The organism is Rhizobium sp. RHZ01, from assembly GCF_014851595.1.
In the GTDB taxonomy this organism is placed as follows: Bacteria; Pseudomonadota; Alphaproteobacteria; order Rhizobiales; family Rhizobiaceae; genus Rhizobium; species Rhizobium altiplani.
This window is the reverse complement of the sequence record NZ_JACUZZ010000005.1, coordinates 37,667-62,270: the sequence shown is the minus strand read 5'-3', so window position 1 is coordinate 62,270 and position 24,604 is coordinate 37,667. Positions and strand designations below refer to the sequence as shown.

Annotated in this window: 23 protein-coding genes; 8 read left to right on the top strand and 15 right to left on the bottom strand. The window is 61.1% G+C overall.

Translation table 11 applies throughout. From position 1 onward, the window contains the following. Window positions 1-16: 16 nt before the first annotated feature. Window positions 17-1,603: a DHA2 family efflux MFS transporter permease subunit gene (locus tag IB248_RS07820; protein ID WP_192240659.1), complete on the bottom strand. Its 1,587-nt coding sequence runs from the start codon at window positions 1,601-1,603 to the stop codon at window positions 17-19. Next, window positions 1,600-2,715 (bottom strand): HlyD family secretion protein, encoded by a 1,116-nt coding sequence (locus IB248_RS07815; protein ID WP_169679452.1) that lies wholly within the window; start codon window positions 2,713-2,715, stop codon window positions 1,600-1,602. The genes IB248_RS07820 and IB248_RS07815 overlap by 4 nt, the downstream gene beginning before the upstream one ends. A 131-nt stretch (window positions 2,716-2,846) precedes the next feature. On the opposite strand from IB248_RS07815, the gene IB248_RS07810 reads away from it, so the two are divergent. Continuing rightward, window positions 2,847-3,536 carry a CerR family C-terminal domain-containing protein gene (locus tag IB248_RS07810; RefSeq protein WP_113470499.1) on the top strand — a complete coding sequence of 230 codons (690 nt, stop codon included), beginning with the start codon at window positions 2,847-2,849 and terminating at the stop codon, window positions 3,534-3,536. A 121-nt stretch (window positions 3,537-3,657) separates the two neighbouring features. Here the strand turns inward: IB248_RS07810 and IB248_RS31625 are convergent, their stop codons facing one another. From IB248_RS31625 to IB248_RS07740, 13 genes are all read right to left on the bottom strand, one after another. After that, on the bottom strand, window positions 3,658-4,443 hold the full coding sequence (locus IB248_RS31625) for a hypothetical protein (protein WP_246733556.1): 786 nt from the start codon (window positions 4,441-4,443) through the stop codon (window positions 3,658-3,660). 487 nt (window positions 4,444-4,930) lie between these two features. After that, the gene (locus tag IB248_RS07795; RefSeq protein ID WP_246733555.1) at window positions 4,931-5,632 is read right to left on the bottom strand and encodes a gamma-glutamyl-gamma-aminobutyrate hydrolase family protein; all 702 of its coding nucleotides are present in this window, start codon (window positions 5,630-5,632) and stop codon (window positions 4,931-4,933) included. A 223-nt stretch (window positions 5,633-5,855) separates the two neighbouring features. Beyond that, complete coding sequence (locus IB248_RS07790; RefSeq protein WP_192240658.1) at window positions 5,856-6,998, bottom strand: Xaa-Pro peptidase family protein; 1,143 nt, start codon at window positions 6,996-6,998, stop codon at window positions 5,856-5,858. A gap of 275 nt (window positions 6,999-7,273) precedes the next feature. Further along, window positions 7,274-7,795, bottom strand: a complete 522-nt coding sequence (gene msrA, locus IB248_RS07785) for a peptide-methionine (S)-S-oxide reductase MsrA (protein ID WP_018855284.1) — start codon at window positions 7,793-7,795, stop codon at window positions 7,274-7,276. A 134-nt stretch (window positions 7,796-7,929) separates the two neighbouring features. Then, a complete protein-coding gene (locus IB248_RS07780; protein ID WP_018116705.1) occupies window positions 7,930-8,322 on the bottom strand; it encodes a hypothetical protein in 393 nt (130 codons plus the stop codon). Window positions 8,323-8,429: 107 nt separating this feature from the next. Then, window positions 8,430-9,734, bottom strand: coding sequence for a nicotinate phosphoribosyltransferase (gene pncB, locus IB248_RS07775; RefSeq protein WP_062375730.1), 1,305 nt, complete (start codon window positions 9,732-9,734; stop codon window positions 8,430-8,432). 171 nt (window positions 9,735-9,905) lie between these two features. Next, window positions 9,906-10,211, bottom strand: a complete 306-nt coding sequence (locus tag IB248_RS07770; protein ID WP_192240657.1) for a hypothetical protein — start codon at window positions 10,209-10,211, stop codon at window positions 9,906-9,908. 90 nt (window positions 10,212-10,301) lie between these two features. Continuing rightward, window positions 10,302-11,261, bottom strand: coding sequence for a glyoxylate/hydroxypyruvate reductase A (locus tag IB248_RS07765; protein ID WP_192240656.1), 960 nt, complete (start codon window positions 11,259-11,261; stop codon window positions 10,302-10,304). Between the two features lie 8 nt (window positions 11,262-11,269). After that, window positions 11,270-12,907, bottom strand: a complete 1,638-nt coding sequence (locus IB248_RS07760; protein WP_192240655.1) for an ABC transporter ATP-binding protein — start codon at window positions 12,905-12,907, stop codon at window positions 11,270-11,272. Next, a complete protein-coding gene (locus IB248_RS07755; RefSeq protein ID WP_192240654.1) occupies window positions 12,904-14,052 on the bottom strand; it encodes an ABC transporter permease in 1,149 nt (382 codons plus the stop codon). Before IB248_RS07755 ends, IB248_RS07760 begins: the two co-directional genes overlap by 4 nt. Beyond that, window positions 14,052-15,146 carry a microcin C ABC transporter permease YejB gene (locus tag IB248_RS07750; protein WP_018116711.1) on the bottom strand — a complete coding sequence of 365 codons (1,095 nt, stop codon included), beginning with the start codon at window positions 15,144-15,146 and terminating at the stop codon, window positions 14,052-14,054. Before IB248_RS07750 ends, IB248_RS07755 begins: the two co-directional genes overlap by 1 nt. 157 nt (window positions 15,147-15,303) lie before the next feature. Further along, complete coding sequence (locus IB248_RS07745; protein WP_192240653.1) at window positions 15,304-17,142, bottom strand: extracellular solute-binding protein; 1,839 nt, start codon at window positions 17,140-17,142, stop codon at window positions 15,304-15,306. Between the two features lie 116 nt (window positions 17,143-17,258). Continuing rightward, the gene (locus tag IB248_RS07740) at window positions 17,259-17,873 is read right to left on the bottom strand and encodes a TetR/AcrR family transcriptional regulator (RefSeq protein ID WP_018116713.1); all 615 of its coding nucleotides are present in this window, start codon (window positions 17,871-17,873) and stop codon (window positions 17,259-17,261) included. 51 nt (window positions 17,874-17,924) lie between these two features. Between IB248_RS07740 and IB248_RS07735 the strand changes: the two genes are divergently transcribed. The 7 genes from IB248_RS07735 to IB248_RS07705 all read left to right on the top strand — a co-directional run bounded on the left by IB248_RS07735 (window position 17,925) and on the right by IB248_RS07705 (window position 24,596). Further along, the gene (locus IB248_RS07735; protein WP_192240652.1) at window positions 17,925-18,497 is read left to right on the top strand and encodes a hydrolase; all 573 of its coding nucleotides are present in this window, start codon (window positions 17,925-17,927) and stop codon (window positions 18,495-18,497) included. 118 nt (window positions 18,498-18,615) lie between these two features. Further along, entirely contained in the window at window positions 18,616-19,680 is a 1,065-nt protein-coding gene (gene mepA / locus IB248_RS07730) for a penicillin-insensitive murein endopeptidase (RefSeq protein WP_192240651.1), read from the top strand. A 91-nt stretch (window positions 19,681-19,771) separates the two neighbouring features. Beyond that, on the top strand, window positions 19,772-20,152 hold the full coding sequence (locus IB248_RS07725) for a methylglyoxal synthase (protein WP_192240650.1): 381 nt from the start codon (window positions 19,772-19,774) through the stop codon (window positions 20,150-20,152). A gap of 36 nt (window positions 20,153-20,188) precedes the next feature. Continuing rightward, window positions 20,189-21,214 (top strand): glucokinase, encoded by a 1,026-nt coding sequence (locus IB248_RS07720; RefSeq protein WP_192240649.1) that lies wholly within the window; start codon window positions 20,189-20,191, stop codon window positions 21,212-21,214. A gap of 95 nt (window positions 21,215-21,309) precedes the next feature. Further along, a complete protein-coding gene (locus tag IB248_RS07715) occupies window positions 21,310-23,097 on the top strand; it encodes an ABC transporter ATP-binding protein (RefSeq protein ID WP_018855275.1) in 1,788 nt (595 codons plus the stop codon). A 17-nt stretch (window positions 23,098-23,114) separates the two neighbouring features. Next, window positions 23,115-23,939 (top strand): 4-hydroxy-tetrahydrodipicolinate reductase, encoded by an 825-nt coding sequence (gene dapB / locus IB248_RS07710; protein WP_018855274.1) that lies wholly within the window; start codon window positions 23,115-23,117, stop codon window positions 23,937-23,939. Between the two features lie 21 nt (window positions 23,940-23,960). Then, window positions 23,961-24,596, top strand: coding sequence for a 2,3-bisphosphoglycerate-dependent phosphoglycerate mutase (locus tag IB248_RS07705; protein WP_018116720.1), 636 nt, complete (start codon window positions 23,961-23,963; stop codon window positions 24,594-24,596). The last annotated feature ends 8 nt before the right edge of the window (window positions 24,597-24,604 follow it).

Sequence of the window (24,604 nt, the reverse complement as noted above, 5' to 3'; positions counted from 1 at the left end):
CGCGCGCATGACATATTCAGTGTCCAGCGACGAGCCCCGCCGCAGCGGTCTTCTTGGGTTGCCGCAGCAGCAAGACGACAGGCGTCATCGCGATGATCATAACGCCCATCAGCCAGAAGCAATCGCTATAGGTCATAACGAGCGCGTTGCGTTCGATGAGGCTCGACAGCTGCGATATTGCGCGAAGCTTCGCCGTGGCCGCATCGATGCCTTGGCTGACCCCGCTCACTGCAAGGCGCGCCTGTCCGGCGATCGAATTTGCCGTGAGCGCCTCGCGTATGGTGTCCGAATGGGCAGCGCTGCGCTGGTCGATGACGACGCCGCTCAAGGCAAGACCCATCGAGCCCCCGAGATTGCGGGCCATGCTGTAGATACCCGCGCCGTCGGCCGCATTTTCGCGTCCGATAGCGGCCATGGAGACCTGGTTGAGCGGCATCGCAGCCAGGATCTGTCCCACGCCCCGCAGCAATTGCGAGATGGTGAAATCACCTCCGGCGCTATCCGGACTAAGCCCGATGTCGACGAAGCAGCTTGCCGCGAAGAAGACCAGGCCGAGCGCGACCATGATCCGCGCGTCGAAACGGCCGATGACACGGGGAAGGATCGGAACGAGCAACAGCACTGGAACTGCGGACAAAGCCATGATGCCGCCCGCCTGTCTTGGATTGTATCCTGCGATCGTGCTCAGGAACTGCGGAAGGATGAAGGTCGCGCCGTAGGTGGCTGCCCCCACGGCGAGGGCGATCAGCGTAGCGCTGGCGAAGGCACCGTTCCGGAGCAGCGAGAGCTTGATGACCGGGTCGACACTGGTCTTCTGGGTCACGAACAGCACGACGAACCCGAGGAGCGAGGCGAGGCTCAGCTGCACGATCATCGGAGACTCGAACCAGGCCTCGCGTTGCCCCTCTTCGAACACGACCGTCAGGCAGCTGAACGCCAACGTCATGCCCGCGATTCCCCACCAATCCGCCTTGGCCAACAGCCCAAGGTTTGGACTTTGGCGCGGCAGGCCGACAAGCAGCAGAACAGCGAGCGCGATGCCGACAGGCAAATTGAGGAAGAAGCACCATCTCCAGGTGATCTCTTCGGCGAGATATCCTCCGAGCACCGGTCCGAGGATCGGCCCGATGAGCACGATGACGCCGAAGATGCTCATTCCGACAGGCATCTGGTGGGGCGGCAGCCGGGTTCTGACGATGACCTGCGCGGTCGGTATCAAGGCGCCGCCGAAAAATCCTTGCCCGACGCGCCCGATGATCATCGCGAGCAGGCTGTCGGACAGGCCGCAGAACATGGAGAATAGAACGAATGCCGTGGTCGTCACCAGAAGCAATGTTCGCAGCCCCAACAGACGCGTGAACCATGCCGTCAGGGGGATCATGATGACCTCGGCAACGAGGTATCCCGTGCCTATCCAGGTCCCCTCTGTGCCGCTGGCTCCGATGGCTCCCTGGATTTGCGGCAGCGCGGTGTTGGTGATCGAGATGTCGAGCGTCGCCATCAGCGCGCCGATCGCGCCGGCGACGACGGCGACCCAGTCGGTGAGGCTCGCGGCATCCGGCTGAGGCGCAGCCGCCTGGACCGATATCGATTGCGCGCTCATTGCACCGACGCCACCTTGTCGAAGGTCGAAACCTTGGTGTTGACCGAGACTTCAATGGAGAGGCCGGGCAGCAGCGGCGGCATCTTCTGTCCCGTCTCCAGCTTGATGCGGACCGGAACACGCTGGACGATCTTTGTGAAGTTGCCCGTCGCGTTCTCCGGAGGCAGCAGGGCGAATTGCGCGCCTGTTCCCGGCGCGAAGCTGTCGACGACACCTGTGACCTTGAAATTGGGATAGGCGTCGATCGTGATCGTGGCGGGTTGCCCTGCTCGCATGTCCCCGATCTGCGTTTCTTTGAAGTTGGCCACAAGGTAGATGTCGTCGGTTGGAACGACCGTCATCAGCTGCGTGCCCGGCTGGACGAACTGTCCGACCTGGACCGTGCGATCGCCGATCCTGCCGGAGATCGCACTACGAAGCACCGTGTCGTCGAGATCAATTTCTGCCTTGCCGAGGCTCTCTTGGGCGGCAACCAGTTGCGCATGGGCCTGTTCGACCTGCGCCTTCAGGGCGGTCGTCTGCTGCCGGGCCGCAGCAAGGACAGCCTGCTTCAGACGAACAACGGATTTCGCCTGTTCGAGCGCGCTCCTCGCCTGCTCGCCCTTGTGCTGGCTCTCGATGCCGCGGGCGGCGAGGGGCGACGTCCGGTCGAAGTCCTTCTGGGCGAGTTCGGCATTCTCGGTCGCGTTTTCGAGGTCGGCCGCAGCCTGTGCAATCACAGAGTCCTGCTGCTTGATGTCGGCCTCGCTCTTGGCGACGTCCGCCTGGCGGGCGTTGACGGTGGCCTTGGCCTCGCGGACCGCCATTTCGTAGCGGCGGGGATCGATCTTGACGAGCGGCTGGCCCGCCGTGACCGTCTGGTTATCGGAGACATATACCTCCGCGATCTGCCCGGAAAGCACGGGGGCCATCGAGACCTGATCGGCGCGAAGATAAGCATTGTCGGTGCTCTCGATAAAGCGTCCGTTCTTATGCCAGTCGTAGCCATAATAACCGCCGCCGATGGCGACAATGGCTCCAATGGTGGCCAGCGCATATCGCGCGCGGCTGCGCTTCGTTTGTATTTTTGCTTCCGGCAAGGAAGCGGTTTTTGGGGAGACAATAGCGTCCATGGTCAAGTCGCTTGGTGTTCGTTGAATTGCGTGAATTATTACACGCGTAAGAATTCTGTCAACTGGAAGAATTTTTACAGATGGAATAAATTTTATCGTCATGGTATTGTCCGCTGGACAAGGAGTGATTGATGACGAGTTTGAGACGACGCAATGCCGAGAGCGGCTACCCAAGGGGTGACGAAACCAAGGCGAGGATCATCAAGACGGCAATCTCGTTGTTCGGTGAGAACGGATTTGCTGGCGTTTCCGCCCGGGAGATCGCCAGCGCGGCAGGAGTGCCGGCACCGTCCTTGCAGTATTATTTTGAGAACAAGGAAGGTCTTTACGAGGCCTGCATCGCGGACATTCATGCCTCCGCTTGGGAAGCTATCGGACCTGTCACGTGTGAGGTCGAGGAACTCCTCACGGCCAAAGCGGACGCGGACAAGGTCATCGACGGTTATTGCAGAATTCTGGAGGCTCTCGCGGATTTTCTGTTCGCGATGCCGGATGCGGCCAGCCGCGCGTTGTTCGTGGCCCAGCATCGTTCGCCGTCAAATTCGCCGACCAGTAAATCGAGCGGCAAAAGTGCCACGGGCAGGCGAATTCAGGAGTGTTGCGCTGCCATCGTCGCTCGCGTCTCCAGAAATCGTCTAACCGACGAGGAGATAGGCATGGTGTGTACCACGATCAACGGGCAGCTGATTATCGTCCATCTTGCTCGGGAGCATGTGGAAGACATGATGGGCTGGCAGGAGATCACACCCGAGAGGATCGAGGCCCTGAAATCGGTCGTGAGAAAACACACAACCGTCATCCTGAATTCCTATCGATCATGACGTCTTGAGGGAACCTGGGCACGGACACGGCGGGGCAAGCGTACACGCCAATCTTCCGTTTGCTCGTCCCCGTTCTGGGTCACCAGAATAAGCCCCTTCGACCTCAAGCAGTGCTCTGAGTTCACGGCGCAACATCGGACCCGTCGCTCCCTTGAGGCGAGGAAGGGGAGAGCCACCAATAATTGGCTGCCAACAGGGCTACAAATGCCAGAACGCTTAAGACAATGTCGATGACGTTCAAGTCAGGCTTGAGCATTTTGCGGGCCACGACAAACGCGAGCAGCTCCAGTATCGCCCTGAGGTCGTGAGTGACGAGCGTGCGGACGAGTTCTATGGCGATCACCAGCAACAACACCCGATAGATCAACTCATAGAATGTGTCCGTCTGCCCCCAACTCATCGCTAAAAGAGTCTGCGCGCTGCTCAGGCCAAAAACGGCGACCCCGCCAAGGATCACCAGCGCCAGGATGCGCTCTAGCCAGGTCGCTATCGTCTTGAAGCTGTTCGATATGCGATCGTTCGCGTCCATCGTTGAAGCATCCTCTTGTCGGTGCAGCAGTCGCGAGACCTGGAAGCCCGTCACGATCAGCGTCACGGCGGCCGCCTCCGACCAGGTGCCAATGCCGGTTTCCGGATCGGGCGTAATATTGCTGGAATAGATGGTGCCGAATGGGGTCGGCAGGGCGAAACTGCCAGCGAAGGAACGGCCGCTCGGTTGCGTATGACAGGCTGTACAGTTGCCGACCGCGGCCAGCATCGCGCCCTTGTGGATTAGCGCCTGATCGAAGGATGTGCGATCCGGCGGCCTGATCGGCGCTATCGCGGATTTCCAGGCAATTGCAAAGAAACCCGCACAGGCAACGATCACAACACCCAGCAGGCCGAATAGGAAATGTTTCAATCTCACTTAATGCTCCTCGGCTCCCCTGATGGCAGAAAGCGCAGCCACAGGAAAAAGCCCATCTTCAGGATAAGATGATGAAAACATTCATGATATTGTATCTTTCAGGGGATATATGTCGCGCTTGACATCCGTCAATTCACGCGTGTGTGACCGCTCAGATACGTGAAACTGCGTGAAATCGCGTGGTGGTGAGTATTATCCTGAAAACATCTGAGCGCCGGCTCGGGTATGCTCTCCAATTCCATGCAAGCCGAAGTACAATTCGCTCCTTCGTGGAGCTTCCCTAATTGATTTTCGCGGTTGTCCGCGACCTCACGGCACAACAGTCAAATAACCGGGCCGCCGTCGCCAGCCTCGCCTTCTTCATTCGACTAACCGGAAGCTGATCCATGGAACTCCGTGGCAGATCACCGGTATAGAGCTGCGACGATGGCGTTAGGCCGGTTGCTGAAATGGATGTACGCAGAAGAAGAGCTGTTCTGCTGGAGCGTTACAAGCGCTGGTTCGCCGCTTTGACGAACGCGTCAAATATTCGAGAGCCAGGGTGGTCTGCGGGATCAAACAATTCCGGATGCCACTGTACCCCCATCGCGAAAGAAAGCGAGGGTACCTCAATCGCTTCGACAACGCCGTCCAAGCCACGGGCAGTAGCAACGACACTGTCGGACAGCTCTACGATTGCTTCCCTGTGGAAGGTGTTTACGCTGAATGTCTCGGCAGCAAAGATATCAGCCATTCTTGTGCCGGCTTGGATGGTTACCTCATGGAGCGGATTGCCGCGGTCATGATTGATCGCACCCGACCAGGAGGAGTGCACATCCGAAACCATGCGACAACCATGTAGGCACCCGAGCATCTGCATCCCGTTGCAAACGCCGAGCACTGGTTTATCGCGGGCAAGGAACCCCTTCATCAGCGCTATCTCGACTGCGAGACGATCAGAGATCGGGTAGCGAGACTGATCGCCGTCGACGTACCACTGTTTCGGAAAGTTGATGCGCCCTCCGACACTTAAAAACCCATCGAATTCATCAACCACTTGGTCTACGAGGTCTGGCACGTAGGGAATGCCGTATGGAAATCCCCCTGCACGATCAATGGCTGCAAAGTAGCGTTTCGAAATATCATACCGGTCACCACCAGCACTGGTGTTTTCGTCCATGATGACGGCGATCGTGGGTCTGCGCTTCATTGGGTTGCTACCTTGATCCATCCGGGAATCGCGCGGGATTTCTATCAAGTCGTATCAGGGCGTGCCATGCCAGTCACCCTTTCGACGGACGCTCGACGTGGCTTCGTCATATTGCGTTTTTGAATCTCGATTCCGGTAGCGCGGATCGCGCCAGGCATCCCAGGTGCCGACGACAGAAAGGCAATTATCGAGGTGCAAGTCTTGCGAACTCTGCACCAAGAGATCACGCAAAGGGTTCGGTCGGGCCCTTCGCCGGCTTCGTGAACCACTCAGCTCCGGTCTCGGTCATGTGGATGTGGTCTTCGAGCCGGATGCCGAAGCGACCGGGGAAGACGATCATCGGTTCGTTGGAGAAGCACATGCCGGATTCCAGCCGGGTGGCGTTGCCGCGAACGATATAGGGCTCTTCGTGGATTTCCATCCCGAGACCATGTCCGGCGCGATGCGGCAGGCCGGGTAGGGCGTAATCCGGACCGAGGCCATGTTCGGCCAGTACACGGCGGGCGGCATCGTCGAGACTGCCGCAAGAAGCGCCAAGCCGGGCGGCCTCGAACACCGCCTGCTGGGCCTCGCGCTCGATTGCCCAGGCGGCAGCGAATTCCGTCGTTGGCTCCTCCAGCACGTAGGTTCGGGTGAGATCCGAATGATAGCCGTCGAGCCGGCAACCCGTATCGACGAGAACAACGTCGCCCGGTGCATAGATCTGGTCACCATCGGCGCCGTGAGGAAGCGACGTCGCTAGTCCGAAGGAAACGATGCAGAAGCTTGATCCGCCCTCGGCGCCCAGTGCGCGGTGCTGTTCGTCGATATGACGCACGACTTCCGAAGACCTGACGCCCGGCTTGATGAAGGAATGCGCGCGGCGATGCACCTCCAGCGTCAGGCCCATGGCATGCTGGATAAGAGCGATTTCGGTCTGGGACTTCCTGAGCCGCAGGTCGCGGATCAGTCGTCCGCCGTCGACGAGCCGGTCGGCGCCAAAGGCGCCGGCAAGCAGGTGGTAGATGAACAGCGGCAGGGCATCGTCGAGCGCTAGTCTGGCATTTGCCGGCAGCAGCGAGGCGATCAGCGCCGCGGTCGCTTCATCTTCCTGCCAAATGACGATTTCACCCGGCAGACGCGGCAGGCTCTCGACCCTGCTCTTTTCGAAGCCCGGCGCGATGTAGCGGACACCCTTTGGCGTCACCAATGCGCCAAGCAATCGTTCGCTCGGGTGCCAGTCGAGGCCCGTGAAATAGCGGAGGCTCTCCGTCGAGCCGAGCAGGCAGCCGTCAAGAGCTTTATCTTCGAGTGCGGCCTGCAGGCGCGCGAGGCGCTGGCGCCGTTCGTCATCGGTGATCTTCGCAACGGGATGGGACCAGGACATATCGGAGTTTCCTTGTTCGCGGAGCCGGATGGTGAGCCGCCTATACGATCATGTCGTCAGATTGTCGACAGTGATCCACCCGATTCATTCTCGATGCGAAGCTGCAGTTCGGTGGTCAAGTGGCACCCTGCGGCCGCGGGTTCAATGCGTGCTGTCGCTGTCCGCTGTTCACCGACGTCCATACAAAAAAGGCCCTGCCGTGACGGCAAGGCCTTTGACGGCAAGGCCTTATTTTGTCTAGAGCATACGATCCCCACTGCGGATCGAGGAATGCCTCATTGGCCAGCCGCGGCCCTTTGCTCGCGTTTCGGCAATTTCCAGCCTGGCCGTACAAAGTGGCAGGTATAGCCATTCGGGATGCGTTCCAGATAGTCCTGGTGCTCGGGTTCCGCTTCCCAGAAATCGCTGACCGGAACAACCTCGGTAACGACCTTTCCGGGCCATAGACCCGAGGCGTCTACGTCGGCGATCGTGTCCTCGGCGGTCGCACGCTGTTCGTCGTTGGCGTAGAAGATCGCCGACCGGTAGCTGGCGCCGAGATCATTGCCCTGCCGATTCACCGTTGTCGGGTCATGGATCTGGAAGAAGAACTCGAGGATGTCGCGGTAGCTGGTCTTGGCGGGATCGAACAGGATCTCGATCGCCTCGGCATGATTGCCGTGATTGCGATAGGTCGCATTGGCGACCTCGCCACCGGTGTAGCCCACGCGAGTGGATACGACGCCGGGGAACCGCCTGATGAGGTCCTGCATGCCCCAAAAGCAGCCGCCCGCCAGTACTGCACGATCTACGGTCATTGGAAACGTCCTTTCCAGTCAAACAATGGGCGGTAAACATCGGCACCCATTTCTTGCGACATTAAATGGGGACTGGCGTGGCATTTTGCCAGACTGCGTATCGCCGCCGCCGTTTCAGGATTGGCGGTTGAAAACTACCGCTTCATATCCGGACAGACATATGGAGCCTTTGCAGCAGCATAGGTCCGCTCGACGATATCCTTGCCGGCAGTGATTTGAAGGGTGAGGCCATCGGCTGAAACGGCCTTGATCCTGGCGTGTATGATGGCGCCGTCCTCATCCCATGAAATCTCCTTGGAAGACGCCTGTTTCCAAGTCCTGAGAGCATAGGTTTCCCAGCAGGAGTCGATCAGCAATTTGCCTTTCGGCAGGAAGATCATCATCGGGCCTGGCAGGTCGGACTGGGCTTTGGTCTCGATCCACGGCGTGCCAATCAGCGAAGACGTGGCGGCTTTCTCGGCAGCGAGGGTCGGTGTCGCGAGTGCCACCGCGGCAATACTGATTGCGGCAACTGAGGCTTTCTTCAAAGTCTTTCTCCATAAGCGGGAATCATCCCGCCGAGCATCAGTCACGGTTGGGCGACAATGTGGCCGGAGCGCAAGGGAATGTGTTTGGAGAGAGCCAGGCGGCAGCGCTAGACGAGCACCGCCTGGTCGACGCGGTCCTCGGTTCCGAAGAACTTCAGGTAACGCTGGACCTCTGCAGGGTCGCCGGTCGCTTTCTGCGGATTGTCCGACAGTTTTACGGCCGGCCGGCCGTTGGCGTCGCTGACCTTGCAGACGATGGAGATCGGGTTGAGCCCCGAGATCTCCGTCGGCGCGCAGCCCGCGAAGTCGTTCGTCAGGTTGGTGCCCCAGCCGAAGCTCATGCGCACCTTGCCTTCGAAATGCTTGTAGGTGTCGATGATCGCGTCGACATCGAGCCCGTCCGAGAAGATCAGCAGCTTCTGGCGCGGATCGCGGCCCATCTTCTTCCACCAGTCGATGATCTTCTCGCCGCCCTCGATCGGTGGGGCGCTATCCGGCCGGAAGCCCGTCCAATCGGCGACCCATTCGGGCGCGTCGCGCAGGAAGGCGGCCGTGCCGAACGCATCCGGCAGCACGATCAGCAGGTTGCCGCCATAAAGCTTGTTCCAGTCGCGCAGAACCTTGTAGGGGGCGTTGCGCAGCTCCGCATCGTTCTTGGCCAATGCGGCCGCCACCATCGGCAGCTCGTGGGCGTTCGTCCCGACGGCTTCGAGGTCGGAGTCCATGGCGAGCAGGACGTTGCTGGTGCCGGTGAACGCAGGACCAATGCCTTCCTTCAGAGCCTCGACGCACCAACGCTGCCACAGGAAGCTGTGGCGGCGGCGTGTGCCGAAATCCGAGATCCGCAGCCCCGGCAGTTCGCGCAGCCGCTCCACCTTCTCCCACATCCGTGCCTTGGCGCGGGCGTAGAGCACATCGAGCGTGAACGGTCCGAGCGCCTTCATCGCGGAGCGCGAGCGCAGCTCGTTGATGATGGCAAGTGCCGGAATTTCCCACATGGTCGTGTCCTTCCACGATCCGTGGAAGTCGAGCACATATTGACCATCACGTTTCGACAGCTCGTATTCGGGAAGCTGGAAATGAGAGAGCCAGGCCAGGAATTCAGGCTCGAAGATCTGCGCGCGCCCATAGAAACTGTTACCAGCGAGCCAGATCATCTCCTTCTTGGAGAGGCGGAGCGAACGCGCATGGTCGAGTTGCTCCCGCAGTTCGCCCTCGTCGATCTCTTCGGCCAGCAGCACGCGTTTGGTGCGGTTGATCACCGTGAACGTCGCGTCGACGTCTGGATAGAGCTTCCAGATCATCTGCAGCATGAGCAGCTTGTAGAAGTCTGTGTCGATCAGGCTGCGAACAATCGGATCGAGCTTCCAGGTGTGATTGTAAACGCGCCTTGCGATATCGGTCTTGGCCATGAACTCCGCCCATTCCCAAACCGGACACGTCGCGTCATAAGCCGACGCACGAAGACCGGCTCGTGCGTTTCTTATCGAAAAATCAGCCGGTAAAGTCCAGCGCAAACAGAAAAGCAACCTGCCGGCCGTCCGACAGGATGCTTCGTAGTGACCGCCTGACCCGCCCCGTTTCTATTGCGCGGGGGCATTCGGCGCAGCCGGTGCCGGGTTCGATGCCGGCGGCTGAGACGGTACCGGTGTTGGCTGCTGCGACTGAATCTGCTGTCCTGGCGGCTGCGGAGCAACCTCCACGGCTTCCTTCTTGCCCCAGATTTCGACCGGGATCCACACGATGAAGGCGAGCACCAGCGCGACGAGCAACACCATCAGGACACGGGTGCCCATGCGGCCTTGCTTCGCCTTGACCGGCGAAATCGTTTCCTCGGTATGAACCTTGCCATCCGCTTCTTCCCAGCGCGTTTCCGTCTGCTGAGCCATGCTTGTCTCCTTCCGATGTCGCGCGAGCCGTCATCGGCCTGGCATCTCATCTCGGAGAAAAACGAATGGAAAGCGGCATGGTTCCTGCCGTCAGTAACCGCTCTGCCTGTCGACGACGAATTGCAACGGCTCGCCGCCCTCGTAGCGGGCGATTTGGCGCTCGACATGCCGGAAGAGGGCGGTTTCATCGGATACGGCCGCGTCGTGCGGTGTGATGAACACGTTCTCCAGCCCCCAGAGCAGATCATCGGAGGGCAGGGGCTCGACGGCGAAGACGTCGATTGAGGCGCCGCCGAGCACGCCGCCTTCGACCGCGGCGACGATATCGGCCTGCACCTGGCTCCTTCCGCGCCCGGCATTGATGAACACTGGCTTGCCGAGCGCGCCGCCCTGCCGCAGCTTTGAAAACAACGCTGCATTGTAAAAGCCGGTCGTCTCGGGCGTTAGCGGCAGTAGCCCGACGAGAAAGTCCGTCTTGGACAGGAACTCATCGAGCTGATCGGCGCTGAACGTCTCGACGCCTTCGATCTCCTTGCGGCTGCGCGACCAGCCGATGACGTTGAAGCCCATGACTTTCAGCTTGTAGGCCGCGTCCTGGCCGAGCACGCCAAGGCCCATGATGCCGACGGTGATTTCGGCTGCCTCCGGCGGTACCAGCCTGCCCCAGATGCGCGCCCGCTGATCCTTGTCGTGCTGATGCTGCTGCCGGAGATGCATGAGGCACTGCATCACCACCCATTCGCTCATGCGAGTCGTCAGGCTGCGGTCGGAGAAGCGAACGATCGGCACATCGGGCAGGCCCGGCAGGTTCATGAAGCTGTCGACGCCGGCGCCACCCGAGAAGATGACCTTGAGATTGGGGGCGCGGTTGAAAAGGTCCGGGTCCGGCTTCCAGAGAAGCGCATAGTCGATGCCGGTCAGATCGCGATCCTTGTTGGCGGGATCGGCGAGATTGATGCTGCCGCGATCTGCAAAGGCCGTTTTCAGGATGCGGGCAACGGTATCGGGGTCGAACTTCAGATCGACAAGAATGGGCGGTTTTGCGGACATGATCGTCTTTACTGTTGGACGGCGGGTGTCGGCACCGCCTCGATGTTGAAGGCGGCAGCCATCAGGGCCTTGGTATAATCGTCCTTCGGCGCACCGAAGATATCGGCGGACGATCCCTGCTCGACCACCTTGCCGAATCGCATGACGATGACGTCGTTCGCCAGCGCCTTCACCACCTTCAGGTCGTGGCTGATGAAGAGATAAGCGAGATCGTGCTTCTTCTGCAGATCGCGCAGGAGGTCGACGACCTGCGCCTGGACGCTCATGTCGAGCGCCGATGTCGGCTCGTCCAGCATCACGAAGCGGGGTTTCAGCACCATGGCGCGGGCAATGGCGATGCGCTGGCGCTGCCCGCCGGAGAATTCGTGCGGATAGCGCCAACGGGTCAGCGGTTCGAGGCCGACTTCCTCCAGCGCCCAGCAGACCCGCTGGTCGCGCTCCTCGTAGGAGAGCGACCGCTCATGCACCTTCAGCCCCTCGGCGATGATGTCGCCGACCGACATGCGCGGGCTGAGCGAGCCGTAGGGATCCTGGAACACGACCTGCAATTGGTTGCGCAGCGGCCGCATCTCCGCAAATGAATAGCTGGCTATATCCTTGCCGACGAAGCTGATGCGGCCCTGCGACGAGATCAGCCGCGTCAGCGCGAGACCGAGGGTTGTCTTGCCGGAACCGGATTCGCCGACGACGCCGAGCGTTTGGCCCGCGCGCAGCTGCAGATCGATGCCGTCGACGGCCTTCACATGATCGACGACCTTGCGCATGAGCCCGGCCTTGATCGGGAACCAGACGCGGATATCCGATCCCTGCATCACGATGGGCTTCGAGGAGTCTGTACGCGGTGGCTCGCCACGCGGCTCGGACGCCAGGAGATGCCGGGTATAGTCGTGCTTCGGATTGCGGAAGACCTCTTCCACCGTGCCGGACTCGACGATCTTGCCCTTGGTCATCACGCAGACCCGGTCGGCGAACTTGCGCACGATGCCGAGGTCGTGGGTGATGAAGAGCATGGACATGCCATGCTGGCCCTTCAATTGCCGCAGCAGTTCAAGGATCTGCGCCTGCACGGTGACGTCGAGCGCGGTCGTCGGCTCGTCCGCGATCAAAAGCTCCGGCCGGTTGGCGAGTGCCATGGCGATCATCACGCGTTGCCGCTGGCCGCCGGAAAGTTCGTGTGGGTAAGCCTTCAGTCGTTTTTCCGGTTCGCGAATGCCGACCTGGTTGAGGAGTTCGAGAATCCGCTTGCGCGCGGCCTGTCCCTTCACACCCTGATGCAACTCGAGAATCTCGGCAATCTGCTTCTCGATCGTGTGCAGTGGGTTGAGCGAGGTCATCGGCTCCTGGAAGATCATCGTGATGTCATTGCCGCGCACTTCGCGCAACGCCTTGTCGGATGCCTTCAGGAGGTCCTTGCCCTTGAACAGGATTTCGCCGGAGGGATGGCTGGCCGCGGGGTAGGGGAGCAACCGCAGGATCGAATTGGCGGAGACGGATTTGCCCGAGCCGGACTCGCCGACCAGCGCCACGACCTCGCCCTTGCGGATCTCGAAGGAGACGTGATCGACAGCCAGCGACGTGTCGCCGCCCTGGTGGAATGCCACCGAGAGATCGCGAACGGACAGCAATGTTTCGGCAGCGTCACTCATTGAAACGTCTTCCTGGGATCGAATGCATCGCGAACCGCCTCGCCGATGAAGATCAACAGCGACAGCATGATCGACATGGTGAAGAACGCGGTCAGCCCGAGCCACGGCGCCTGCAGGTTGGCCTTGCCCTGTGCGATCATCTCGCCGAGCGACGGCGAGCCCGGCGGCATGCCGAAGCCGAGGAAGTCGAGCGAGGTCAGCGTCGTGATCGAGCCCGACAGGATGAACGGCAGGAAGGTCAGCGTCGCGACCATCGCGTTCGGCAGCAGGTGGTGCCACATGATCGTGCGGTTGCCGACGCCCAGCGCTCGCGCCGCCCTGACATACTCGAAATTGCGAGCCCGCAGGAACTCGGCGCGCACGACGCCGACGAAGCCAACCCAGGAGAAGAGCAGCATGATCCCGAGCAGCACGAAGAAGCCGGGAGGCAGGATCGCCGCGATGATCAGGAGAATGTAGAGCACGGGCATCGACGACCAGATCTCGATGAAGCGTTGCAGCAGCAGATCCGTCCAGCCGCCGAAATAGCCCTGGATGGCGCCGGCGGTGACGCCGATGACGGCCGAGCAGATGGTCAGCACCAGACCGAACAGCACGGAGATGCGGAAGCCGTAGATGACGCGGGCAAGCACGTCTCGTGCCTGATCGTCCGTGCCGAGCCAATTGAGATTGCCGAAATTGCAGCCGGGATCGGCCGCTCCCTGCGGATATCCGGAGCAGCGCTCTTCCTTGCTCATCAGCCAGAAGGGCGGAGTCGGCGCAGAATGCGGGATGTTCGAATTGACCGAACGATAGGAGTAGCGGATCGGCGGCCAGATCATCCAGCCATTGGCATTGATTTCGTCCGCGATGACGTCGGAGCGATAGTCCGTTTCGGCGAGGAACCCGCCGAACCTCTCTTCGGGATAGTTGACCAGGACGGGGAAGAGGATCTCGCCCTTGTAGGTGGCGACGATCGGCCGGTCGTTGGCGATGAACTCGGCAAACAGGCTGAGCACGAACAGCACAAGGAACAGCCACAAGGACCAGTAACCGCGCCGGTTGGCCTTGAAATTCTTCCAGCGGCGGATGTTGGTCGGCGACAGCAGGCCCTTGCGCGGCGGCTTGACCGGCGTTGCGGTCGTCGGATTGGCGGCGGTGTCCATCAGACCTCCCTCCGCTCGAAGTCGATGCGCGGATCGATCCATGTGTAGATCAGGTCGGAAATCAGGCTGACGAACAGGCCGAGCAGCGAGAAGATGTAGAGCGTCGCAAACACGATCGGATAGTCGCGGTTGACGACCGAGAGATAGCCGAGCCGCCCTAGGCCATCGAGCGAGAAGATGTTCTCGATCAGCAGCGAGCCGGTGAAGAAGGCGGAGATGAAGGCGCCGGGGAAGCCGGCGATGATGATCAGCATGGCGTTGCGGAAAACGTGGCCGTAGAGCACCTGCCGTTCGTTCAGCCCCTTCGCCCGGGCGGTCACCACATACTGCTTCTTGATCTCCTCGATGAAGGAGTTCTTGGTGAGCAGCGTCGTTGTCGCGAAGGCTGCCAGCGAAAGCGAAATCAGCGGCAGCGTCAGGTGCCAGAAATAGTCGAGTGGTTTCTGCCACCAGGCGAGCTGGTCGAAATTGTCGGAGACGAGGCCTCGCAGCGGGAACCAGTCATAGAAGGATCCGCCGGCAAAGAGCACGATCAGCAGGATACCGAACAGGAAGCTCGGAACCGCATAGCCGATGATGATGACGCCAGAGGTCCAGACGTCGAAGGTCGAGCCGTCCTTGACCGCCTTGCGGATGCCGAGCGGGATCGAGATGCCGTAGGAAAAGATCATGATCCAGACGCCGAGCGAAGCCGAGACCGGCAGCTTCTCCTTGATCAGGTTCAGCACGGAGGTGTTGCGGAAGAAGCTTTCGCCAAAGTCGAAGCGGATGTAGTTCCACATCATCTCGCCGAAGCGCGTCAGCGGCGGCTTGTCGAAGCCGAACTGCTTTTCGAGCTTGGCGATGAGCTCCGGATCGAGCCCCTGGGCGCCGCGGTATTTCGAGCCGCCTTCGTCAAGACCGCCGCCGCCGAGAAGGTCGCCGCCGCCTCCGGAAAGCCGCGAGTCCGCGCCCTGCGCATCGCCGGTCAGTTGCGCAATCACCTGCTCGACCGGACCGCCGGGTGCGAACTGGATGACAGTAAAGGAGATGGCCATGATGCCGATGATCGTCGGGATCATCAAAAGCAGGCGGCGAAAGATATAGGCGCCCATTAGTAAGGACCCTTCCGGGAAAGCTTGCGTCGAGCGCTGTCCAGTCTATCGCCGTTCAATCCGTGCGGTCTCCTCGTGGTGTGGGCAGGCACGTTACGCCTTGTCCTGATTCGCATGGTTCATTTGGAGCCCAGCCGTCAGGCCAATGCAAGCCTGCTCATTTTGCCGCGGCGGATGACCACCAAACATCGGGGAAGCCGGTCGCATAGGTCGGATATTCGGCCGGCCGCGTGACGGTGTTCCAATAGGCGATCGATTGCGTGCCGCGATAAAACAGCGGCACGACATAGTGCCCCGCTAGGAGCACGCGGTCGAGCGCCTTGATCGCCGCAACCTGCTCGTCGCGGTTGGGGGCGAAGATCACCATGCGGATCAGTGCGTCGATCGCCGGATCGGCAATGCCCGCATAGTTGCGGGAGCCCTGCTGGTTGGCCGATCCCGAGCCCCAATAGTCGGCCTGCTCGTTGCCGGGGTTCATCGTCTGCGCCCACACATTCCAGATCATGTCGTAGTCGAAGCTGCGCACCCGGTTGGTGTATTGCGAGGCATCCACGGTCCGGACGCGCGCATCGATGCCGATCTTCTTCAGATTGTTGGTATAAGGCACCGCCCAGCGTTCCAGCATCGGGCTCGACAGCAGGATCTCGAAGCTCATCGGCTTGCCGGTCTTGGTATTGACCAAGCGGTTGCCCTTGATCTCCCAGCCCGCTTCCTTGAACAGCCCGATCGCCTTGCGCAGGTTGTCGCGGCTCTTCTGCGGATCGCCGCCGACCGGATTGGTATAGGGCGTAGTGAAGACCGCGGGCGACAGCTTGTCCTTGAGGCCACCAAGGATCTCCAACTCGCGGCCCTCAGGCAGACCCGAGGAGGCAAGCTCGGTGTTCCAGAAATAGCTGTCGATGCGCTTGTAGGTGTTGAAGGCGACGGTGCGGTTCAGCTCCTCGAAGTCGAAGCCGTAATTCAGCGCCTCGCGAACCTTTTCGTCCTTGAAGATATCGCGACGGGTGTTCGGCACCAGAGCCTGCATGATGCCAGTGGCGCGCAGTGCGTTGGGGACGTCCTCCTTCGTCACGCGCCCGTCCTTGACGGCGGGGAAATCATAGCCGGTTGCCCAGCGTGCCGCCTGCGTCTCCTGCCAATAGTCACTGTTGCCGGCCCGGAAGGCCTCGAACTCCACGTCCCGATCGCCGAAATAGGTGTAGGTGATAGAGCCGAAATTGTTCTGGCCAACATTCACATTGAGGTCCTTGCCCCAGTAGTCGTCGCGCAACTCGTAGCGGATCGTCGCGCCCGGCGCGAAGGCAGCGATCTTGTAGGGGCCGGATCCCATCACCGGCTCGAGCGTCGTCCTGGAAATGTCGCGCGGCTTGCCGTCCGGTCCCGCGCCCTCCCACCAGTGCTTAGGCACCACGGTCAGCTGTCCCAGGATATTGGGAAGCTCCTTGTTGTTCTTCTCGTCGAAGGTGAAGGTCACGTCGCGTTCGCCCGTCTTCTCGGCCTTTACGACATGCTTGTAGTAGTTGGACAGGAGCGGATTGAGCTCCTTCGATTTGTCGAAACTGAAGACGACGTCATCAGGCGTCACCGGCTTTCCGTCGGCCCACTTGGCTTCCGTGCGCAGCCGGAAGGTCGCGCTCGACACGTCGTCGGGAAAGGAAAGCCCTTCCGCCAGCAGGCCGTAGGAGGCGAGCAGCTCGTCGTCGGCCGATTTCATCAGCGTTTCGAAAGGCAGCGTCAGACCGACTGCCGTTTCGCCCTTCGAAAGCAGCGGATTGAAGGTGTCGTAGGTGCCGGAGGCGGAAAGCCGCAAGTTACCGCCCTTCGGCGCATCCGGATTGACGTAGTCAAAATGCTTGAATCCTGGCTTGTATTTCAGCGCGCTGATGACGGAACTGCCGATCTGGAAATTTGGCTCCTGGGCAACGGCCTGCAAGGGCAGCGCCATTGCGCCGAGAAGAGAAAACACCACACCAAATTTCGACCACGTAAGCGCCATTCGCCAACCCCGATTGTTTTTCTGCTTTCGCCGACAATAGGCGAAAAACAGGCGAAAAACAGGTGAGCCAACAGTTTTTGTCCGGCTCGCGGGATCGTGACCAAGGCTGCGGCCCGTCAGGTCGTTGCTTCCTCCAGTCGTTTCCTCAGCATTCCACGCAGTTCCGCCGTCATGCGTGGGTCACCTCCGAGATCCGGATCGTGCGCTGCGGTCACGATGATCCGAAGGAGTTCAAGCACCAGTGCCGCAAGCAACTCCACGTCGTCGCCAATCGACGGCGCGGCCTTGCGCAGCAGCGCGGTGATATTGCCGCGCAGTTCCGCCCGCGATTGCACCTTGCGTTCCTTGGGAATGTCCCGGCGCGCCGCCAGCACAGGGAACTCGCGATGCTCCTCGAGAAAGGCGCCAAGCCGGGCAAATATCGCGTCGCCGATTTCCGCCGCACGCTTGCCGTCCACGGTCGCCTGCAGATCCACCAGCGCCGCGTTTAGCTGCCGCAGCCGTTCGAGATGGAGCGCTTCCGCCAGGAGCACCTTGGTCGGGAAGAACTGGTAGAGCGAGCCGATCGAGGACTTCGCCTCGGCAGCGATCTCGGTCATCGTCGCGGCTTCGTAGCCTTTGTCGAGAAACACCCTGGCTGCCGCCTCGGTCAGAACGGCAACGCGCTCCCGCCCGCGCTTCTGCTTCGGCGAACGTTTCGTCGGGTCCAGGCTTGATTTTTGTGAGGGCATCCTCATACTTTCAATTGTGAGGATATCCTCATATTTATTTTGGAGCCTTCCATGTCCCTCTACGATCCCAAGACCACGGCCCTGATTTCCATCGATCTGCAGGGCTTTATCATTGCCAGGCCTGTCGCGCCCCACTCCGCCCAGCAGGTAATCGAAAATACCGCCACGATCGCCAAGTCGCTGAAATCCGCCGGCGGCACCACGATTTTCGTGACTGTCGGATTTTCCGCAGACTATGCCGATGCTGTCAACCAGCCGACTGACGAGCCGATTGTCTTCCCAAAGGGTGGACTGCCGGCCGAAGCCCTGCGCGAGCCGCCTGAGATCGCGGCGCTCACGCCCGATGTGCGCATCACCAAGCATCAATGGAGCGCCTACTACGGGACTGAAATCGACCTGCAACTGCGCCGCCGCGGCATCAAGACCGTGATTCTCACCGGCATCGCCACCAATTTCGGTGTCGAAGCCACCATTCGCGATGCCTTCGCGCACAATTATGCGGTCATCGCCGTCGAGGATGCGATGACGACGTTCTCGGCCGAGATGCATGCCTTTGCCTGCGAGCGCATCTTCCCGCGCCTTGCCCGGGTGCGTAAAACCGCCGACATTCTTGCTAACGCCTGAGCCTCACAATGCTGCCTGACTGGGCATGGGCGAAAACATCGATTCACCAAAATTGCTTTTCACGGTAGATTCGATCGCAAATCACTCGGCCGCGGCCCGCAGACGCTCAGGACATGGCATGGCTCTCCATACCACCAGGACTTTCCAGACTTTTTTGAAATTGGCATTCGCCGGCGTGCTCGGCGCAAGCCTTGTTGCCGGCGAAGCCGGCGCCGAACAGAAGCAACCGAGTCCCGGGAGCGCCAAGGCGATTTTCGGTTCCGTCTCCCTGCCGAACCAGGGTGCGGCGCAGCCTTTCGGCTTCTATGCGAAAGGCTGCATGTCCGGCGCTGTCGCGCTGCCGGTCGATGGGCCGACCTGGCAGACCATGCGGCTTTCGCGCAATCGCCGCTGGGGCAATCCGGCGATGATCTCGCTCCTGGAGCGGCTGTCTCGTGATGCGGCACAGTATGATGGATGGCCGGGCCTGCTCGTCGGCGACATCTCGCAGCCGCGCGGCGGGCCGATGTTCAACGGCCATGCTTCGCACCAGATCGGACTTGATGCAGATGTCTGGCTGACGCCAATGCCCGCTCATCCCCTGAGCATCGAGGAACGTGAAACGCTGCCTTTCACGACGATGTTGCAGAAGAATGCGTTTCTGACGATAAATCCCAATGTCTGGACCGAATCGCGCGCCCGCCTGTTGATGCGCGCGGCGAGCTATCCGCAGGTCGAGCGGATCTTCGTCAATCCGGCCATCAAGAAGAAGATGTGCGACACCTGGACGGGCGACCGCACCAATCTCGGCAAGCTGCGGCCGATCTACGGTCACGATTCGCACTTCCACATCCGCATCAAGTGCCCGCCGGGCACAACCTCTTGCAAGCCGCAAGCGCCGGTGCCCGCCGATGATGGATGCGGCAAGCCGCTCGCATGGTGGTTCACGAAGGAACCATGGGCGCCGCCGAAGCCGCCAAAGCCCGGCACGAAGCCCGTCAAGCCGCGCGAAGTCATGGTCTCCGATCTTCCGAACGCCTGCTCGTCGGTTCTCGCAGCGCCATCCGTCGACTCCATTCAGGCCGCGACGTTTGGTCCCGGCGCTCCGGCGATCGCGCCGATGGCGGTGATGCCTGCAGCGGCATCCGACGATGCACTGCCTGACATCGGCCCGGTGCCGGACGACAAGCCGTCCGGTGAGTAGGCGTTGCCATGGGGGCGACGGTCTTTCAAAAGACGGACGCTTCGTATAGAAGCAGCCAAATCGATTGAATTTTCAGGCGGAGGTCCTTTTCATGGCCGGCGGCAAGTGCCTTGCATTGATTGCGCATGACCAGAAGAAGGACGACATGGCGGAGTTCGCACGCCGCCACCGCGAGACATTCGCGAACTGGAAGATCGTCGCCACCGGCACGACCGGCGGCCGCGTGTTGGAGTCTGCTCCAGACCTCGACGTGACACGCTTGAAGAGCGGCCCGCTCGGCGGCGACCAGCAGATCGGTGCCCTGATTGCCACAGGCGAAGTCGACGTGTTGATCTTTTTTGTCGATCCTCTGACGCCGATGCCGCATGATGTCGATGTCAAGGCTTTGATGCGGCTTGCAATCGTCTACGATATCCCGATGGCGCTGAACGAAGCGACCGCCGACAAGCTTATTGCCACCCTTCACGCGTAACCGGCGCTTGAATAGCGCGCACGCACGGAACCTGCCATGCCCCAGCTCGATACCCGCGACACCGCCATGCCCTTCCCGATCCTGATCGGCGATATCGGCGGCACCAATGCCCGTTTTGCGATCATCCCCGACGCCACGGCAGAGCAGATCCATTTTCCGAATGTCCGCACCGCCGATTTCGAGACGATCGACGATGCGATCCGAAGCTGCATTCTCGAAAAGAGCAGCCTGCGGCCGCGCTCGGCGATTCTCGCCGTCGCCGGACCGATCAGCGCGGACGAGATCCCGCTGACTAACTGCGACTGGGTTGTCCGCCCGCGCAGGATGATCGCTGGACTCGGCATCGAGGACGTGCTCGTTGTCAACGACTTTGAGGCGCAGGCCCTGGCAATTGCCAACCTCTCGGACGAGAACCGCGAGCGCCTTGGCGATGCGTCGGGCAAAATGGTCGCATCCCGTGTCGTCCTCGGCCCCGGTACCGGCCTCGGCGTCGGCGGCCTCGTCCATGCACGCGGCTCATGGATTCCGGTGCCGGGCGAGGGTGGTCACGTCGATCTCGGGCCACGCACCACGCGAGACCTGCAGATCTTCCCGCATGTGGAAACGATTGAGGGCCGTGTCTCGGCAGAGCAGATCCTTTGCGGCCGTGGTATCGTCAATCTCTACCTGGCGATCTGCACGGCGGATGGCATCGAGCCCGTTTACGCCGACCCTGCTGACATCACCTCGCACGCGCTCGCCGGCTCCGACCCGGTTGCCGTCGAGACGATCAGCCTGTTCTCGACCTATCTCGGCCGTGTCGCCGGCGACATGGCGATGATCTTCATGGCCCGCGGCGGCGTCTTCCTTTCCGGCGGTATCTCGCAGAAGATCCTGCCGGCGCTGAAGAAGCCGGAATTCCGTGCCGCGTTCGAGGACAAGGCGCCGCATTCCGAGCTGCTTTCGACGATCCCGACCTATGTCGTCACCCACCCGCTTGCGGCTGTCGCAGGGCTCTCGTCCTATGCCCGCAACCCCGAGAGCTTCGGCGTCTCGACCGATGGCCGCCGCTGGCGGGCGTAACACTCTGGTCAAAAGGCTGCCAACTCTTTATAGACCCGCGCGAGCGCACGCAGTCATGAGGACATGCGTGTCCTGACACACAGGAAGACTGATTTTTGCAAGCACCGGACACCAAGCAGACGCCCGTAAACAGCGACAGCATCACCGGCATCTTGAAGCGCATCATCGCAGAGAACGGCCGGGATCATCTCTGGGGCTATGTTTTCGCGATCAGCTGCCTCGTCATCGTTGCCTTGTCGACGGCGTACACCGCCTGGATCATGAAGTCTGTCATCAACGAGGCGTTCGAACACCGACGTGCCGACATCGTCTGGGTGATCTGTTTCACCATCTTCGTAGCCTTCGTGTTGCGCGGCTTTGCAAGCTACGGTCAGGCGGTGGTGCTGTCGAAGATCGGCAACAACATCGTGGCGCGGTACCAGCAGCGTGCCTATGCGCACCTGATGAAGCTGTCGCTCGGATACTTCAACCAGACACGGTCGGCTCACGTCGTTGCACAGCTCAATCAGAATATCGGCGGCATCCGTGATGTGATGAACCTGACGATCACGTCGACGGTGCGCGATCTCCTGACGTTCGTCTCCCTGCTCGCCGTTATGATCATTCAGGATCCGCTGCTCAGCCTGGCGGTGTTTGTTCTGGCGCCGCCTCTTCTTTATGCACTGCGATACGTGTCGAAGCGGCTTCGCGTGGCAACCAAGGAGGCGATCAACGTCAACAGCCACGTCGCCGGTGCGATGCAGGAAACCATCCAGGGTATCGCCATCGTCAAGGCCTTCACCATGGAGCGCCAGCTCGAGCAGAAGGTCGACAAGCTTGTCCAAAGCGCGGAATGGCGCGCCAACCGCATCGCCCGCCTGTCCGAACGCACGGCGCCACTTACCGAAAGCTTCGCCGGCCTGGCTGTGGCGAGCGTCCTTGCCTATGCCGCTTACGGGACGATCTATAACAACATTCCGCCGGGCGCCTTCTTCTCCTTCGTAACGGCATTGCTGCTCGCCTATGATCCGGCGCGCCGCCTCGCACGTCTTCAGGTGCAGATGGAGCGTGCCGTCGTCAACGCCCGCATGATCTATGAATTCCTCGATACGGTGCCGCATCAGCGCGATGTGCCCGGCGCAAAGCCGCTCGTCGTGACGGAAGCCAAGATAGAGTTCCGCAACGTCTCCTTCGCCTATGGCGACGATGAAGTTCTTCGCGATGTCAGCCTTGTTGCCGATGGCGGAAAGACGACGGCGCTCGTCGGGCCGTCGGGCGCCGGCAAATCGACGATCATCACGCTCATTCCGCGCTTCTACGATCCGAAGGCAGGCCAGATCCTGATCGATGGTCAGGACATTGCGCATGTGACGAAGCGGTCGCTGCGCGAGCAGTTGGCCTATGTCTCCCAGCAGCCCTATCTCTTTGAAGGTTCGATCCGCGACAACATCCGCTACGGCCGCCCGGAGGCGACGGATGAGGATGTTGAGCGCGCCGCGCGCCTTGCCTATGCGCACGAGTTCATCCTGGCGCAGCCGCAAGGCTACGACACGCCTGTCGGCGAGAACGGCGTGACGCTTTCCGGCGGCCAGCGCCAACGGCTTTCGATCGCCCGCGCCCTTGTCCGCAACGCGCCGATCCTGCTCCTGGATGAGGCGACATCGGCACTGGACACGGAGTCGGAAGCCGCGGTGCAGAAGGCACTCGATGGCGCCATGGTCGGACGCACGGTGGTTGTCATTGCCCACCGCCTGTCCACCGTTGTCCGCGCCGACAAGATCGTCGTCATGCAACAGGGCCGCGTCATCGAAGAAGGCAATCACGATAGCCTTGCGCAGCGTAGCGACGGTCTTTACGCTCGCCTCAACAATCTTCAGAGGCCAGCCGCCTCGGATGCCCGCTGATAGGATGATCGACTGACATGACCGATGCTGCGATGAAACTGGTTGTAGTTGGCGCGGCAGGGCGCATGGGGCAGACGCTGATCCGTCTCATCCACGCCATCGATGGCGTGACGCTGCATGCCGCGGTCGAACGTCCGGGCTCTCCCTTCGTCGGCAAGGATGCTGGCGAAATTGCCGGTCTCGGCGCGAATGGCGTTATCATCGGCGATGATCCGCTGGCGGCCTTTCTGCATGCCGAAGGCGTCCTCGATTTCACGTCGCCCGCCGGCACCGTGGAGTTCGCGGCGCTGGCTGCGCAGGCGCGCATTGTCCATGTCATCGGCACGACCGGCTGCTCTGCTGATGACGATGCGAAGATCGCGGCTGCGGCGCGTCACGCCCGTGTCGTCAAATCAGGCAATATGGGGCTCGGCGTGAACCTGCTCAGCGTTCTTGTCGAGCAGGCCGCTCGTGCGCTGGATCCCGCAGACTGGGATATCGAAGTGCTTGAAATGCACCACAAGCGCAAGGTCGATGCCCCTTCGGGCACGGCGCTGCTCTTGGGTGATGCGGCTGCCAAGGGTAGGGGCGTCGATCTCGCCTCGCATTCGGTGCGGGTGCGCGACGGCCACACCGGTCCGCGCGAGCAGGGCACAATCGGGTTTGCCACGCTGCGCGGCGGCTCGGTTGTCGGCGAGCATTCGGTGATCTTTGCCGGAGAAGGCGAAACGGTGACGATGTCGCACAGCGCCACCGATCGCTCGATCTTCGGCCGCGGTGCCGTCAAGGCAGCGCTCTGGGCGCGCGACAAGAAGCCCGGTCTCTATTCCATGCTCGACGTGCTCGGGCTTTCTTCAAAGTAATCTATTTCGGAGGCATTTTTCATGAGCGGCACTCTCGTCCTCGTTCGCCACGGCCAGAGCGACTGGAACCTCAAGAACCTTTTCACCGGCTGGAAGGACCCTGAACTGACCGAGCTCGGCATTCAGGAAGCCAACACCGGCGGCAAGGCGCTCGCCGATTACGGCATCAAGTTCGACGTCGCCTTCACCTCGGACCTGAAGCGCGCCCAGGACACCCTGAAGATCATTCTCGACAACGTCGGTCAGCCGGACCTCAAGACCTTCAAGGATCAGGCGCTGAACGAGCGCGATTACGGCGATCTTTCCGGCCTCAACAAGGATGACGCCCGCGCCAAGTGGGGCGAGGAGCAGGTCCACATCTGGCGTCGCTCCTACGACGTACCGCCTCCGGGCGGCGAAAGCCTGCGCGACACCGGTGCCCGCGTCTGGCCTTACTACCTGACGGAAATCCTGCCCAGGGTCCTGCGCGGCGAAAAGGTGCTGGTCGCTGCCCATGGCAACTCGCTGCGTTCGCTTGTCATGGTGCTCGACCGCCTGACCAAGGAACAGATCCTCGCGCTCAACCTCGCGACGGGCGTTCCCATGGTCTACAAGCTCAACGCCGACTCGACCGTCGCTTCCAAGGAAGTGCTCGGCGATATGTCCGGCGCGCATTGACATCAAGG

Bases quoted from the DNA above. Each gene is read 5' to 3' on its own strand.
- IB248_RS07735 (WP_192240652.1), top strand. From the start codon at position 17,925: ATGTCCCTCTACGATCCCAAGACCACGGCCCTGATTTCCATCGATCTG.
- IB248_RS07705 (WP_018116720.1), top strand. From the start codon at position 23,961: ATGAGCGGCACTCTCGTCCTCGTTCGCCACGGCCAGAGCGACTGGAAC.
- IB248_RS07815 (WP_169679452.1), bottom strand. From the start codon at position 2,715: ATGGACGCTATTGTCTCCCCAAAAACCGCTTCCTTGCCGGAAGCAAAA.
- msrA (WP_018855284.1), bottom strand. From the start codon at position 7,795: ATGACCGTAGATCGTGCAGTACTGGCGGGCGGCTGCTTTTGGGGCATG.
- IB248_RS07810 (WP_113470499.1), top strand. From the start codon at position 2,847: ATGACGAGTTTGAGACGACGCAATGCCGAGAGCGGCTACCCAAGGGGT.
- IB248_RS07725 (WP_192240650.1), top strand. From the start codon at position 19,772: ATGGCCGGCGGCAAGTGCCTTGCATTGATTGCGCATGACCAGAAGAAG.
- IB248_RS07790 (WP_192240658.1), bottom strand. From the start codon at position 6,998: ATGTCCTGGTCCCATCCCGTTGCGAAGATCACCGATGACGAACGGCGC.
- IB248_RS07750 (WP_018116711.1), bottom strand. From the start codon at position 15,146: ATGGGCGCCTATATCTTTCGCCGCCTGCTTTTGATGATCCCGACGATC.
- IB248_RS07745 (WP_192240653.1), bottom strand. From the start codon at position 17,142: ATGGCGCTTACGTGGTCGAAATTTGGTGTGGTGTTTTCTCTTCTCGGC.
- IB248_RS07795 (WP_246733555.1), bottom strand. From the start codon at position 5,632: ATGAAGCGCAGACCCACGATCGCCGTCATCATGGACGAAAACACCAGT.
- IB248_RS07720 (WP_192240649.1), top strand. From the start codon at position 20,189: ATGCCCCAGCTCGATACCCGCGACACCGCCATGCCCTTCCCGATCCTG.
- pncB (WP_062375730.1), bottom strand. From the start codon at position 9,734: ATGGCCAAGACCGATATCGCAAGGCGCGTTTACAATCACACCTGGAAG.
- IB248_RS07760 (WP_192240655.1), bottom strand. From the start codon at position 12,907: ATGAGTGACGCTGCCGAAACATTGCTGTCCGTTCGCGATCTCTCGGTG.
- IB248_RS07740 (WP_018116713.1), bottom strand. From the start codon at position 17,873: ATGCCCTCACAAAAATCAAGCCTGGACCCGACGAAACGTTCGCCGAAG.
- dapB (WP_018855274.1), top strand. From the start codon at position 23,115: ATGACCGATGCTGCGATGAAACTGGTTGTAGTTGGCGCGGCAGGGCGC.
- IB248_RS07770 (WP_192240657.1), bottom strand. From the start codon at position 10,211: ATGGCTCAGCAGACGGAAACGCGCTGGGAAGAAGCGGATGGCAAGGTT.
- IB248_RS07820 (WP_192240659.1), bottom strand. From the start codon at position 1,603: ATGAGCGCGCAATCGATATCGGTCCAGGCGGCTGCGCCTCAGCCGGAT.
- IB248_RS07755 (WP_192240654.1), bottom strand. From the start codon at position 14,052: ATGGACACCGCCGCCAATCCGACGACCGCAACGCCGGTCAAGCCGCCG.
- mepA (WP_192240651.1), top strand. From the start codon at position 18,616: ATGGCTCTCCATACCACCAGGACTTTCCAGACTTTTTTGAAATTGGCA.
- IB248_RS07765 (WP_192240656.1), bottom strand. From the start codon at position 11,261: ATGTCCGCAAAACCGCCCATTCTTGTCGATCTGAAGTTCGACCCCGAT.